General features: G+C 43.0%; 13 protein-coding genes and 1 other annotated feature. Of the genes, 3 read left to right on the forward strand and 10 right to left on the reverse strand.

Going from position 1 to position 14,454, the window contains the following annotated elements:
* Nucleotides 1-18: 18 nt before the first annotated feature.
* On the reverse strand, nucleotides 19-699 hold the full coding sequence (ung, locus tag AACS00_RS12300; RefSeq protein ID WP_110167600.1) for a uracil-DNA glycosylase: 681 nt from the start codon (nucleotides 697-699) through the stop codon (nucleotides 19-21).
* 83 nt (nucleotides 700-782) lie between these two features.
* Complete coding sequence (gene nfo / locus AACS00_RS12305) at nucleotides 783-1,667, reverse strand: deoxyribonuclease IV (protein ID WP_110167601.1); 885 nt, start codon at nucleotides 1,665-1,667, stop codon at nucleotides 783-785.
* A gap of 328 nt (nucleotides 1,668-1,995) precedes the next feature.
* Between nfo and grcA the strand changes: the two genes are divergently transcribed.
* Nucleotides 1,996-2,373 (forward strand): autonomous glycyl radical cofactor GrcA, encoded by a 378-nt coding sequence (gene grcA, locus AACS00_RS12310; RefSeq protein WP_072668850.1) that lies wholly within the window; start codon nucleotides 1,996-1,998, stop codon nucleotides 2,371-2,373.
* A gap of 125 nt (nucleotides 2,374-2,498) precedes the next feature.
* Here the strand turns inward: grcA and thrC are convergent, their stop codons facing one another.
* The 3 genes from thrC to thrA are packed head-to-tail and all read right to left on the reverse strand — an operon-like array spanning nucleotide 2,499 to nucleotide 7,219.
* On the reverse strand, nucleotides 2,499-3,776 hold the full coding sequence (thrC, locus tag AACS00_RS12315; protein ID WP_072668851.1) for a threonine synthase: 1,278 nt from the start codon (nucleotides 3,774-3,776) through the stop codon (nucleotides 2,499-2,501).
* A complete protein-coding gene (gene thrB / locus AACS00_RS12320; RefSeq protein ID WP_110167602.1) occupies nucleotides 3,773-4,729 on the reverse strand; it encodes a homoserine kinase in 957 nt (318 codons plus the stop codon). The genes thrC and thrB overlap by 4 nt, the downstream gene beginning before the upstream one ends.
* Before the next feature lie 18 nt (nucleotides 4,730-4,747).
* Complete coding sequence (gene thrA / locus AACS00_RS12325; protein WP_258306871.1) at nucleotides 4,748-7,219, reverse strand: bifunctional aspartate kinase/homoserine dehydrogenase I; 2,472 nt, start codon at nucleotides 7,217-7,219, stop codon at nucleotides 4,748-4,750.
* Between the two features lie 20 nt (nucleotides 7,220-7,239).
* Nucleotides 7,240-7,359 (reverse strand) — a sequence feature (Thr leader region).
* A gap of 261 nt (nucleotides 7,360-7,620) precedes the next feature.
* Here thrA and AACS00_RS12330 point away from each other — a divergent pair.
* Nucleotides 7,621-8,091, forward strand: a complete 471-nt coding sequence (locus tag AACS00_RS12330) for a hypothetical protein (protein WP_072668854.1) — start codon at nucleotides 7,621-7,623, stop codon at nucleotides 8,089-8,091.
* On the opposite strand, the gene AACS00_RS12335 is transcribed toward AACS00_RS12330, so the two are convergent.
* Together AACS00_RS12335 and AACS00_RS12340 are read right to left on the reverse strand one after the other, a co-directional pair.
* Nucleotides 8,088-8,573 carry a putative 4-hydroxy-4-methyl-2-oxoglutarate aldolase gene (locus AACS00_RS12335; RefSeq protein WP_110167604.1) on the reverse strand — a complete coding sequence of 162 codons (486 nt, stop codon included), beginning with the start codon at nucleotides 8,571-8,573 and terminating at the stop codon, nucleotides 8,088-8,090. The genes AACS00_RS12330 and AACS00_RS12335 overlap by 4 nt on opposite strands.
* A 169-nt stretch (nucleotides 8,574-8,742) precedes the next feature.
* On the reverse strand, nucleotides 8,743-9,132 hold the full coding sequence (locus AACS00_RS12340; protein ID WP_110167605.1) for a DUF3293 domain-containing protein: 390 nt from the start codon (nucleotides 9,130-9,132) through the stop codon (nucleotides 8,743-8,745).
* A gap of 307 nt (nucleotides 9,133-9,439) precedes the next feature.
* On the opposite strand from AACS00_RS12340, the gene arcA reads away from it, so the two are divergent.
* A complete protein-coding gene (arcA, locus tag AACS00_RS12345) occupies nucleotides 9,440-10,156 on the forward strand; it encodes a two-component system response regulator ArcA (protein WP_004395926.1) in 717 nt (238 codons plus the stop codon).
* A gap of 191 nt (nucleotides 10,157-10,347) precedes the next feature.
* Here the strand turns inward: arcA and AACS00_RS12350 are convergent, their stop codons facing one another.
* From AACS00_RS12350 to AACS00_RS12360, 3 genes are all read right to left on the reverse strand, one after another.
* The gene (locus tag AACS00_RS12350; RefSeq protein WP_072668857.1) at nucleotides 10,348-10,815 is read right to left on the reverse strand and encodes a hypothetical protein; all 468 of its coding nucleotides are present in this window, start codon (nucleotides 10,813-10,815) and stop codon (nucleotides 10,348-10,350) included.
* Nucleotide 10,816: 1 nt separating this feature from the next.
* Nucleotides 10,817-13,168 carry an aerobic respiration two-component sensor histidine kinase ArcB gene (gene arcB / locus AACS00_RS12355; protein ID WP_072668858.1) on the reverse strand — a complete coding sequence of 784 codons (2,352 nt, stop codon included), beginning with the start codon at nucleotides 13,166-13,168 and terminating at the stop codon, nucleotides 10,817-10,819.
* A 205-nt stretch (nucleotides 13,169-13,373) separates the two neighbouring features.
* Nucleotides 13,374-14,315, reverse strand: a complete 942-nt coding sequence (locus AACS00_RS12360) for a TIGR01212 family radical SAM protein (RefSeq protein WP_110167606.1) — start codon at nucleotides 14,313-14,315, stop codon at nucleotides 13,374-13,376.
* Between the last annotated feature and the right edge of the window lie 139 nt (nucleotides 14,316-14,454).

Here is a 14,454-nt window from a genome sequence, read left to right on the forward strand (position 1 = left end):
AACCAAAAAACAAGGCTCTCAGACATCCAACGTCGGCTGCCAATTGATCTTTTGCTTACCTTGTTGCTCAAGTAATTGATTAGTGATTGAGAAATGCTTACAACCTAAAAAACCACGATGAGCAGAGAGCGGAGAAGGATGCGGGGCCTCTAAAACATGATGACGCTGACGATCGATCATCTTGCCCTTTTTTTGTGCATGGGCACCCCATAATAAAAAGATAATCCCCTGTCCATGCTGATTTAATGCTTCAATCACACGGTCAGTAAACGTTTCCCAACCACTATTAGCATGAGAATGCGCCTTGCCCTGCTCGACCGTTAATACAGTATTGAGCAGTAAAACACCCTGATCAGCCCAGCTTTTTAAGTAGCCGTGATTAGGGATAGTAAAGCCAGGGATGTCTTGCGCCAGCTCTTTGTATATATTCACCAATGAGGGCGGAGTCTTAACTTGTGGTAACACCGAAAAACAAAGACCATGAGCTTGGTTTGGCCCATGATAAGGATCTTGGCCGAGGATCACTACGTTAACATCATGAAATTCCGTTAACCGAAAAGCGTTAAAAACCTCTGTCGCTGGTGGGTAAATCACTTTTCCAGACCGTCTTTCTTGTTCCACAAAAGCTAATGTACTTTGAAAATAGCTTTGCTGTTTTTCATGACCAATAACATCATGCCAAGTCAATGGTTGTTCCATAAAAAAGCCCTATCATATAAATGGTTAGCCCATTGTATACTCAAACTGCGCCCGATTGCAGGTAGCCAAGTCGCCTCAATAGCTCAAACCGACAATGCTTGGTGATGATGTTCTCGTAAGATTTGAATCTCTTGCACCCAAATATTTGGATCAATCGTTTCTAAAATCAAAGGGATACCATTAAATCGGCTATCTTGAGCGATATACTCAAAACATGCCCATCCAATCTCACCCTGCCCCAATGAGTGATGACGATCGACTCGACTACCCAAGGGAGATTTTGAATCGTTAATGTGCATGGCACGCAAATAGTGCATGCCAACGATCTGATCAAAAAGCGCGAAAGTTAACTCACAATCAGCCTTAGTTCGTAAGTCATAACCCGCAGCAAAGGTATGGCATGTATCAAGGCAAACACCCACTCTCGATTTATCATCCACTTGCTCAATAATTTCGGCAATATGCTCAAAACGCCAGCCTAAATTACTTCCCTGACCAGCGGTATTTTCAATCACCGCGACCACTTCAGGAACGGCTTGATGAGCCAGATTGATCGATTGAGCAATATGACTAAGACATTGGCTTTCAGAGATTTGTTTTAAATGACTCCCCGGATGAAAATTGAGTAATGATAATCCTAATTGCCGGCAACGTTGCATCTCATCAATAAATGCAGCCCTGGATTTGGCAAGTTTATCTGCTTCTGGTGCACCTAAATTAATCAAATAAGAATCATGCGGTAAAATATAATCATGTGTAAAACCTAACCGTTCACAATTGGCTTTAAACGCTTTTATTGTCTCGATATCTAAAGGCTTTGCAGACCATTGACGCTGATTTTTGGTAAATAAGGCAAAAGCATTTGCCCCTATTTGGTGAGCACGAATCGGTGCTTGATCAACGCCACCCGCAGCAGAAACATGAGCACCAAAATATTTGGTTTTTGAAGGTTGTGTCATATTGGTCATTGAATCACTTTTTTACTTTCAGTTTTATTGAGATAACTATCTGATGCTACGTAATACAGGCTAAAAAAAACACTTCAAAATGTAGTAATTTTACAAGAAAACAAACTTTAAACTTTATTTTAAATATTCAAAAAGCAGATGAAACCATTACTTATCATCAATTTATTGATTAAGATCAACTCCACAACTAATTCCAAAACAGGCTACATTGGTGTTTTTTGACCTAAATCAATACTTAAAATAGGGATATAAGCTATATAATACCCAGCTCAGCACGTATTGAAAATTAACACCAATAATGCCACATTCAGTGGCCAAGGAGACAGTAATGATCCAAGGTATTCAAATCACTAAAGCGGCCAACGACGATCTGCTTAACTCTATCTGGCTAATCGATAGCCAAACCAATCAAGCTCGTTGTGTCGCTGCCGTAAAAGGCTATGAAGCAGACCAAGTGGTTGCACTGAGCGAATTCGGCGATTATGAAAGCCGTGAAGTAGCGATTGAAACCACTCCTCGCATTGAAGGCGGCCAACATTTAAACGTTAACGTACTTAAGCGTGAAACCTTAGAAGATGCGGTTGCTAACCCAGAGAAATACCCACAATTAACCATTCGTGTCTCTGGTTATGCGGTGCGTTTTAACTCTCTGACCACTGAGCAACAACGCGATGTGATTGCACGTACTTTTACTGAATCACTATAATCGTGAGTTGAGTGGTTATCTTGATATGATAACCCTAAATATAAAAACGGCGTCTATTACTATAGACGCCGTTTTCTATTTATTCCGATACGACTTCACATGATGGTTTGAACGTAAACTCAATATTACAAAGCCAGCAAGCGCGCTTTCAATTGCGCAAAATCAGCATCAAGCTGCTCAGACAGTAAGGTCATCGCAGCATGTTTAGCAAGCGGCGCGGGTAGATCAATATCGCTAGCCAAAATATCATCGACCACTTCTTTAAATTTCGCAGGGTGCGCGGTACATAAAAATAACCCCGTTTCTCCCGCTTGCAACTGCTCAGTTAACACTCGATAGCCAATCGCACCATGTGGCTCACACAAATAGCCAAGCTGATTCAGTTCTTGTACCGCTTGAGCACTTTCATGATCCAAGACGGCGCCTTTACCTAAGGTTTCTAGTCCCCAGTTTTGTAATCGGCATAGCTCTTCAATACGTGGCCAGTTATTCGGCTGACTGACATCCATCGCATTGGAAGTGGTAGCAACGGTTGGTTTTGGATCCCATTTACCAGAGTCTAGGTAACGTGGCACAGTATCATTAGCATTGGTGGCGGCAATAAAACGTTTGACTGGTAGCCCCATCGCTTTAGCGAATAAACCGGCAGTCAAGTTACCAAAGTTACCACTAGGAACACTGATCACTAGGTTTTCACGTTCGGCTTTACTAAGCTGAGCAACCGCTTCAAAGTAATAACAGATCTGCGCCATCAATCGACTGATATTAATCGAGTTAGCTGAGTTAAGACCAATTTGCTGACGTAACTCTGCATCATCAAAGGCTTGTTTGACTAAGGCTTGGCATGCATCGAAGTCGCCATTGATGGCAATGGTATGAATATTGCCGCCTAAGGTGCAAAATAGCTTTTCTTGTAGCGGACTGATTTTTCCTTTCGGGTACAAAATCACAACATTAATGTCTGGCATACCATAAAAAGCGTGCGCAACGGCGGCTCCAGTATCACCGGATGTTGCAGTAAGGATAGTGATTTTACCACCGTCAGAGACCGCTGCCAGAGATTGCGCCATAAAGCGGCCACCAAAATCTTTAAACGCTAACGTAGGGCCATGAAACAGCTCTAACGCATACACCCCTGACTTAACCGCTTTAATCGGCGCTGGGAACTGAAAAGCCTGCTTGACCATCTCAGTCACTTTTTCTGCCGCCAATTCATCACCAATTAATGCCGATAAAATTTTACTGCTGCGCGAGATAAAATCTTCCGCTAAAAGTGCGTCAATATCACTAAATTTAGGTAACTCAGCAGGGAAAAATAACCCTTGATTACGGCCTAGTCCTTGACGGACAGCTTGGGCAAAAGAGACTTGTTGATCATTTTCTTTGATGTTGTACAGCTTCATAATTGACTTCCTGTTACTTGTGATCCCTGCTTGTCTAGACGACAGATATGCACGAATCCTTGTTCATTTTGTAAATAATTGTCTTCAAGCCATTTGGCAACACGTTCGGCAACGTCTTGCTGCTGACAAATACTAAATAAAGTTGGCCCGCTACCTGAAATCCCCGTCACGAGTGCGCCTGCAGATTTCGCATACTCACGGGCTTGGCTAAAACCAGGTAATAATTTTTCACGATACGGCTCAGCAATCACATCTTTAATCATCATGGCCGCCAATTCCGCTTGCTGTGTATGACAAGCATGGATAAAACCGGCCAGATGACGGCCATGAGCAATCACATCTTGGCGACGGTATTGAGCGGGTAAAATCGCCCGAGCTTCCGCCGTAGACACTTTGATCCCTGGATACGCCATCACCCAAAACCACTGATCAAACCCAGGTACTGACTGGCTGATAATGCCCTGTTCTTCAATCATCAGCTGCAAGCCGCCCAAGTAGCACGGTGCAACATTGTCATAATGAACACCACCGGAGATTTTCCCTTCCATTTCCCCCATTAATGCCAGTAACTCAGTCTGGTTTAATGGCTGATCATGAAAGCGATTTAACGCATCGAGAGCCGCCACAATTGAACAAGCGCTAGAACCAAGCCCAGATCCAATCGGCATGTTTTTCTCTAGGGTCATCACGAGAGGCTTTGCCGCGATCTGCTTGGTGGTTAATTCACGAACAAACACTGTCCAGCAGTCATACACAATATTTTGCTCGGGATCGCTAGGTAGTTTATCGACAAAGCGCCCCGCGGTTTTGAGTTCAAAAGGCAAGCTTCCCGCTGCAACACAAACTCGGTCTCCTAATAAACTACCGTCAATCGGAGAGACGGCGGCACCCAGTACATCAAAACCGACACTCACATTACCAATCGAGGCTGGCGCGTAAACGACTACACTCATATCACTTGAACTCATTGCTTACACCCCTAATTTCCAGCCTAATGTCCGCATCACATCAGCAAAAACCCCTGCTGCCGTTACCTCAGTACCCGCACCATAACCACGCAATACTAAAGGAATCGGTTGATAATAACGGCTATAAAAGGCGAGCGCATTTTCACCATCTTTAACTTTAAACATAGGATCGTTTTCATCGACCATAGCAAGACGGACTTGGCAGCGTCCATCTCGAATTTGCGCCGTGTAGCGAAGTACACAGCCTTGTTGACGCGCTTGATCAACTAACTGAGCAAAATAGTGGTCGGCTTGCGGTAAGCGAGCGATAAACGCTTCAACACTGCCAGAAGTATCAAACCCCGGTGGTAATGCTGCTTCAACGTCGACATCACTGAGCTCAAGCGCTAATCCCGACTCACGAGCTAAAATTAACAGCTTACGCGCCACATCAACCCCAGACAGATCATCTCGCGGATCCGGCTCAGTAAAGCCTTTCTCTTTGGCTAATAACGTCGCCTGACTAAAAGTCAGTCCTTCATCTAACTTACCAAAAATAAAAGACAAAGAACCGGATAAAATGCCGTTAAATTGCTCTAGCTCATCGCCAGCGGCAATTAAGTTTTGCAAATTCTCAATCACAGGTAAGCCAGCCCCTACCGTCGTTTCGTACATTAATTTACGACGCGACTGACGAGCAACACTACGCAATTGCTGATAATAAGCCATGCTGCTGGTATTGGCCTTTTTGTTCGGTGTTACCACATGAAAACCGGCTGCGAGAAAATCAGCATATTGATTAGCAATCACTTCACTCGATGTACAATCAACCAATACAGGATTGATAATATGATTACGCTGCACTAAAGCGGTTAAATTCGCCAAAGAGAACGCTTCGGTAGCGGCACTCATTCTGTCTCGCCACTGCTCTAACGGTAAACCACTACCATCGAGTAATAAGCCTTTGCTATTGGCTAAACCACAAACTCGGATCACGATACCTTTAGCAGCCAGCTTGGCTTGTTGACGATGTATTTGATCCACCAGTTCACCACCAACGCCACCGACGCCGACCACAAACACATCAAGAAAATGTTTCGAGTTAAACAAATTCTCATGACAAGCTTTAATTGCTGGGGAAACCTTATCTTCGGGGATCACAGCAGAAATCGCTCGCTCAGAGGAGCCTTGCGCAATAGCCACGATATTGACATGCGCTTCCGTTAACGAGGCAAAAAACTGCGCCGCTACGCCACGAGAAGTGCGCATACCATCGCCAACCAGTGTAATGATCGACAGATCATTCATAAACTCAACCGGCTCTAACAATCCCTCTTTGAGCTCTAATTCAAACGTTTCTGCTAAAGCTTGTTGTGCTAACTGTTTATCTCCAGCTTCAATACAGAAACTGATGCTGTATTCTGAAGATGATTGCGTGATAAGAACGATGGATACTCCAGCCGCCGACATAGCACCGAAGACTCGACTGGCCATGCCAACCATGCCTTTCATGCCTGGCCCCGACACGTTGACCATAGTCAGATTATTCAACGTTGTGATGCCTTTGATCGCCAGTTTATCTTCACCAGTATCTTGACCAATTAATGTCCCCTCGCCTTGGGGATTAAAACTATTTTTAATCAAACAAGGGATATGAAACTGAGCAATGGGCGCAATGGTTTTGGGGTGTAAAACTGAAGCACCAAAATAGGATAATTCCATTGCTTCTTGATAACTGAGTGATTTTAGTAGACGAGCATCAGCGACCAAACGAGGATCGCAGTTATACACCCCATCGACATCAGTCCAGATTTCACAGCAATCGGCGCGCAGACATGCCGCTAATACGGCAGCAGAATAGTCAGAGCCATTACGCCCTAAGCAAACCAGTTCACCTTTTTTGTTACCTGCGGTGAAACCGGGCATAATATGAACATGTTGTTTGGGTAATGGTGCCTGTAAAAAGTTTTGCGTAGAAAGCTCAACATCGACCATCGCTTCCAAATAATCACCTTTGGCAATAAGGTATTGAACCGGATCAATTAAATTAACGGCCAAGCCTTTAGCTTGGATGACCGCTTTCATTAACTGTATAGAAATACGCTCACCTTTACTGATGATCCGCGCATTGACGTTATCAGGGCACATGCCTAATAAATGAATACCATGCACAAACTGACGCAGTTGCGCCATGGATTGTTCTACCTGTGCATGATAGGCAGCGCCGTCTATATTCGGTAACTGTGCTTGGATACCATTAAACAACAGCTGAAACGACTGTTCCAATTCGAGCACTTGCCTTTCAGCGTCACCATGACGTAACGCTGTATCGATAATCGCTACTAACTTATTGGTCGTATTACCCGGCGCTGAAAGTACAATTGCCACCTCTTCTTGCTGGGCATTGTTAACGATGATATCGGCCGATCTCAATAGACGCTCAGCATCGGCTAACGATGAACCTCCAAATTTTAATACTCGCATCCCTTTCTCCAAACTCGTCAAAATAATAGATATAAAAAAAGGCCTGTATCGGTGGGGATACAGGCCTTTTCTTGTGAAATTTTACGCTCAGCAGCCCGCCCCAACATGCGTAGTGTCGGTGGTAATAATGGTGGTGGTCATTACTAGGCTGAACAATGTCATCACGGTGATAAGTCACTTTCTGTTGGCGTTTATCTACGTTTACCTTATTTCGTATTGTAGAGTCAATAAAAAGTTTAATGTTTATGTATTTTAAATAATCATTCGCTCAATAAAGATAAACAAAACCGAGCTTTATCGCCCATCCGTTAATCATAAAGATAAATTCAAGATAATTTCTCTCTGCAAAACGGGGAATTTTATGCTTAAATAGTGTTCAACGTAAAATAAAGCTCGGTAACAAGGAGGATACCATGCGCATATTGATCGCACTGTCTGGCTTATCGCTAGCATTAAGCGCGCACGCCGTGACTCTTCCCTCTTTACCTTCCGAGCCCTCTCGCTCTGCACATACCGTTTTTCTCTACAGCGATCCCTCAAGCCAAACTTTCGATAGCTGGGTGATTGATAGTGGTTATGCCTACAATGTATTTCGTAACGTTGATCTTTATGTGGGCGCGAGGATCAACTCATCAAATGCCTCAATCAATGGCGGAAGTAATGGCTTTTTAAGTGGCGTTAGTTACAAGGTGAATGAGCGAGTTTCAGTGAAAAGTACTCTTTACTCATCAGCGAAATACGACGATCAAAAACGTCGCTATGATGTCTTTTCAGCAGAGCTATCCAGTCGTCTGCGTCTCTCTGAAAACTTAGATTTGCACGCCACCCTTGATTATCAAGAATGGCAACAGGGTATTGAGTTCGGAATTGGCTTTCGGTTTTAAGTTAATGTTAATAATTGCTCAGAAAGCAACACGCCATTCCAGTCAGCATATAGATAATCTCCGGGCTGAACCATTTGACTGTGTAACGTTAAGGTCACATTAACCTCTCCTGCACCACGCTTGTCAGTCTTAAAAGGCGAAGTTCCCAACGCTTTAATCCCTAAATCCATTTCTGACATTGCTACAACATCACGGACAGCACCATAAATGATCACGCCTTCCCAACCATTTTCGAGCGCCAAAATCGCAATTTGGTCGCCCATTAAAGCTTTTTGGCAAGAACCATTACCGTCAACAACCAGCACTTTCCCTTTACCCGGTTGACTAAGCACGTCTCTAACTTTTGAGTTATCATGATAGCAACGTACCGTGACAATCTCGCCCCAAAATGCACTACGCATCCCAAAGTTTTGTAATGGCAAATTAAGTAAAGTCACTTCTGATGGGTATTTATCACACAGATCTGGTGTTATGTCGTTCATTGTTCCTCCATGAATTTAATCAGCAAACGGCAAGAAGGAGTGATATCAATGAGGGCGTATATTCACTCTAGTCCTTGCCAATAATAATGGCCGGAATGATCAACTACTCACACCACAGCATCTTCAAGTCGTTAGACATATTGAGTCCATTAAAAGACTCTCTTTAAGGTTAGGTTGATTTTATTGCACTCAATAATGGTCCTAATTCGAGTCGTTGGTGATCAAGACAAGATTGCAAAATAAGTTGTCCATCTTGTACATAATAAAACGCATTTTGTGCATATTGATTAGCCAAAACCACCGCTTTAGTAACAGGCATTACAACAGCAAAACTCTCTTCATACCAACTAAAATCATCATTACCGACAATAATCTCAATCAAATCATAATCGATTAAAGCCTGTTGTAAATGGCGATTATTTCGCCGATTCTCATCTTCTGACAAGCGAAGGCTTCGAGGGTTCCATGCCGTAATAATGACAAAATCTCCTTTAATGCTCGTTGTTGGAAACACCAACTTCACTTGAGAGTAGGCGTACCATAGGTTTTCATTGATCATCTCTTTTTACATCTCGTGATTACTATTCATATCTGTTACATTACAACTCTTGATATAAATCAACAAAGTGATTGGAATTAACATTTGGGCGTTGTTAGCATGCTGTTAACATTATAGAATCCGCTCAAAAGCTGATAGAAGCGAAAGGTGATGGATCTTCATAACAAATACACCAAGGAAGGCGGCTGTTGAGGTAATTTTTCAAGATACTTTGATTTATTATCAACATAAAGTTTCTTGTATGTTATATTTTTGCCTAGAATAAATTCTATTAGTACAATTTTTTCACAAGTTTAGGTACCGCCAAATGCAAACCCCGCAGATTCTTATCGTTGAAGACGAGCAAGTCACTCGCAACACATTAAAAAGTATTTTTGAAGCAGAGGGATACGCTGTTTTTGAAGCCAGTAACGGTGAAGAGATGCACCAAATACTGTCGGATAATCCCATTAACTTGGTCATCATGGACATTAACCTACCGGGTAAAAACGGCTTACTGCTTGCTCGTGAGCTTCGTGAACAAGCTGATGTTGCGTTAATGTTTTTAACTGGTCGTGATAATGAAGTTGATAAAATTCTAGGCCTTGAAATTGGTGCTGACGATTACATCACCAAACCGTTTAATCCTCGTGAATTGACCATTCGTGCGCGTAACCTATTAAGCCGTTCAATGAATGCCAACGTGGCTCATGAAGAAAAGCGTTCGGTTGAAAAGTATCAATTTAATGGCTGGGTATTGGATATCAATAGTCGTTCTTTGATCAGCCCACATGGTGAAGGTTACAAGCTGCCGCGTTCAGAATTCCGTGCTCTGCTTCATTTCTGTGAGAATCCGGGGAAAATTCAAACTCGTGCCGATCTATTGAAGAAAATGACTGGCCGAGAACTTAAGCCTCATGATCGCACGGTTGATGTGACTATCCGTCGTATTCGTAAGCACTTTGAATCGATCTCTGGTACGCCAGAAATTATCGCGACCATCCATGGTGAAGGCTATCGCTTCTGTGGCGACATCACAGAATAAACCTGCACACGAATAAAAAGCCTCGATAGAACGTCGAGGCTTTTTTATGATTAACAACCCGAAATCATCAGACGTAGATTGATATAGCTATCAAGCGACTAGAAGTAAACTCTTATATCAATAAGCGATCATATGGTGGAAAAATAGTTCAATTTATCCTATTGCCACTTAAAATCTGAACTGAATATTGATTAATAGACTTTATCAATCGATACCTGATGCTCGACTAGCCAAGTCTCTCCGAAACTATCTCGTACACCAAGTGCAACGCTCACTGGACGATTGATGTTCACCGATAGTGTACTGTTAAAGACCACTTCCCAATTATTTTCACTCGGTGTGCGTAATTCTAATACAGAACCGGGAAGAGACCATATTTCCTCCCCTTGTCTGAACACTAATTGAAATAAGGTTAAATCAGCGGGCAATTGACCTGAGGTTTCTAGCACTAGCGTACCATTCAAATTGTCGGTGAAATCGAGTTCAGTGGCCCCCTCAGTTAAGGCTATTTTGGGCATCCGATCGGTCCATAAATTACTTTTTAGCTGAATAGCGGCCTGAGAAAATAATGCCGCATTACTAGCCTGCCAATTGACTTGTGGCGATGTTGCACACGCTGACAGTAAAAAAGTAAGTACAATTAAAGCATATTTTTTCATGTTATCTCCTTTGCTCTAGCCACTGTTTTAACACTTGAATATCATTGCTGTATTCATTTTTTATTTCATCAACCCAATCGGCAATATTTTCCCACCACGCGGGTGCATCCGGAGACTGAGCTTTTTGTGCAACACTTTGAATACGTTTTAGACCGATTGAACCCGCCGCACCTTTAATTTTATGAGCCTCAGAGACAATTCCGGCTTGATCTTTCGCTACCATATTAGAATCCAAGATCTCTAAATAACTTGGCATCATTTTTTCAAGCATCTCAACACTTTCTAACATAGGTTGAGGCCCGACAATATCGAGATAAGAGTTTAGCATCTCGATATCGATCAAACGACGACATAACTCTTGATAACAAGGCTCAGCGGGATCAACATCAGGGAGCTTCGCAACCTCGCTCTGAAATAGCTGCTGAGCAATAACTTTACTGATCACTTCTTGCACCGCCTGCACCGAAAGTGGCTTACTTATCGCATCATCCAATCCTTGGGCTTGATACTGCTGCTTATCTTTCAAAACATTAGCAGTCAGTGCAACGAGCGGCGGTAATGAGGAGTAAGTTGCTCGATAAAACTGTGCCACATCAAACCCAGTCATATCCGGTAGCTGAATATCTAAGAAAACCAAATCAAACTCATCTGGCATAAACCGTTGCTTGGCTTCTTCACCAGTCATCGCCACCGTCACCTGATGACCTAAACTCTCTAACAGGGAGCGAGCAACCGTGATATTAAGTTCAATATCTTCCACCATAAAAATACGTAAGCTTTTTTGCGGCGTAAGGCTGAATTGCGGCTTATCCGGAGGACTCACTAAAGGCACTCGGATAGTCACCGTAAAGGTACTGCCGAAGCCCTCTTCGCTACTTACTTGAATATCACCCGCCATTAAATTGATCAATTGACGCGAAACAGCCAAACCTATGCCCGTTCCTACGGCATGGAGGTTATCTTTGCCCGATTTAACCTGGTAATACATGGCAAAGATCTTATCTAATTCAGCCTCTGGAATACCAATACCGGTATCTTCGATCTCCATAACAATCTCAGCACTATCTTGTTCAATATCAGCGCTGACACTCATCACCACACCGCCTTCTTTAGTGAACTTCATAGCGTTGCTCATTAAGTTCCACAGCACTTGGCGTAAGCGTGTTGCATCGACTTCAATCCATGTCGGTAACTCAGTTAAACGCTCCAAATCAAAACGCAGTCCTTTTTGTTCAGCCATTAACGCAGAAAGGCTCTCTAGCTCAGCAACAAATTCGATAAAGTTTAATGGGGCAGGAAAAAGCTCTAGCTTACGGCGGTCGAATTTATCCATATCAATAATGTCATTAAAAATATGACCTAAGGTGATCGCACTAACTTGAATGGTTTGCATATGCTTACGCTGCTCATCAGTGAGTTGACTATCGAGCAGCATCCTGCTTAATCCGACAATACCATTGAGTGGCGTGCGTAATTCATGACTGATGGTCGAGATAAAGGTGGTTTTATCGCGGCTGGCTTTTTCCAGTGATTCTTGATGACGCTTACGCTCAGTAATGTCTCTTCCAAAACCCACTAAACCTAAATGACGGCCCTCTTTACTATAAAAAGGCACTTTGCGCAGTTCAAAGAAGTGTTTACGTCCATCGGGATACTCAAGCCACTGCTCATAGGTAATGGCTTGATTATTCTTAAATACTTGCTGATCGGTTTCAACTATCGATTGAGCAATCTCCTTACGATACACATCCCAAGGTGTCAGACCGACTAATTGACTTTCCCGCTTACCCGTTAGCTCTTCCATTGCTCGGTTACAGCCGGAAAATTCACCTTTCGCATTGCGGTAATAAATTAAGTCTGGTGACGCATCGATAAATGAGCGCAATAGCGCGGTACGTTCGGCCAGTTCCAACTGTGTTTTTTCTCGTTGATACACCTCGTTTTCTAAATCAACCATCGCCTCTTCACGAGCTTCTTCAGCTTTAATACGCTCTTCAATTTCTTGATTGAGTTTAACAATATTTTGCTGTAACTGTTGGTTAAGCTCTTGATCTCGCGAGCGCATATCTTTGAGCTTGGAGACTAACTTAGAGAGACGTTGTCGAGATTCCTCTAATTGATCAACCACGACCGATAAAAAATACACCGCCCACGGGGTGATCAATAGTCCAAAAAACACCGAACGTACAATATCTATGTCATCGACAAAACCTTTCAAAACCAGCGTAATTCCGACCTGAACCACGACAGCCAGAGCAACCAACGCTAAAGCCAGTAAAATTGAAAAACGTAAAATGCCCAATTTAACAAGTAGGTCGACATAGTACTGAGCTAAGTTTTTTATCGGTTTCATTGCAGGTTCCGCATAGATAATGGCCGTGACGCCAAGCGAGTTTCGAAATAGCGACTTCGCGCTAATCCAACAGCGCTTTCAGATAAAAAGCCTGTGATTAAAAAGACTTAAAAGATAAAGATACCAGCTTATCAAATCAGGATCTGCAACTATTCTAAGAGTTTGCCTAGCGTAACGCAGTAAATTACGTTTAAAAGTGAGCGGCTTATTTTTTGTTGGTCGGATTAATGTATTGGAAAGGACGCCCGATTAATGAACCTTGCGCGCCATCTTTTGCTAATCGCCGACCAAGCTCAGTCATCGCCAACCAACGATTCTCACACCAGAGAGGAGCCAACAACGTAGGACGGCGAGCGGCAGAAGAGACTCGATGATAAACCACTTCAGGTGGCGTTAAGCGAATGAGCTGGCTGGCAATCGTGACGTACTCTTCTAATGTTGGCGCAACTAACTTGCCTGCCCGCCACGCTTTGGCCATCGTACTGCCATCAACAATATGCAAGCCATGTAACTTGATACCATCGGTTCCCACTTCAACGACTTGCTGTAATGTCGCCACATTATCGCTTGCCGTTTCTTTAGGCAGGCCAACGATTAAATGAGTACAGATTTTAATACCAAGCGCTCTTGCTCTTTGAGCGATTGATTGATAACAAGCAAAATCATGGCCGCGATTAATGCGCTTTAAGGTACGTTCATGTGCAGTCTGTAATCCTAGCTCTAACCAGACTTCAAATCCTTGCTGCACATAGTCATGTAACAGTTCCAATACTGCATCCGGTACACAATCAGGGCGAGTGCCCACACACAGACCAACAATGTGGGCATTTTGCAACGCTTGTTGATACATCGCTTTTAATACCTGAACTTCAGCATAAGTGCTGGTATAGGCTTGGAAATAAGCTAAGTATTTATTGGCACGCTGAACTTCACCCGCTCTTTCTTTTAGCTGATCAGCAATACTCTGCTTTTGCGTATGTTCATCAACAAAAGAGGCAACATTGCAAAATGTACATCCACCTCGACCAATGGTGCCATCTCGGTTAGGACAACTAAAGCCCCCATGCAACGTCAGTTTATGGACTTTCTCACCGTAGCGGCGTTGAAGATCTTGCCCTAATGTGTTTACTAATTGATGCAGTTGCATAACGGATACCCAAACTATAAATACAAATAACTCTCACTTCGATCTATGTAATTAAATTACATCGAAAGGAATAAATAGTAAGCGTATGAGGTAGATACCGCGTGGTGCAAAATCAATAAACATTCATTAAATCTGCATT

It is taken from the genome of Vibrio sp. 11986-1-5, assembly GCF_963878025.1.
Classification (GTDB): Bacteria; Pseudomonadota; Gammaproteobacteria; order Enterobacterales; family Vibrionaceae; genus Vibrio; species Vibrio injensis.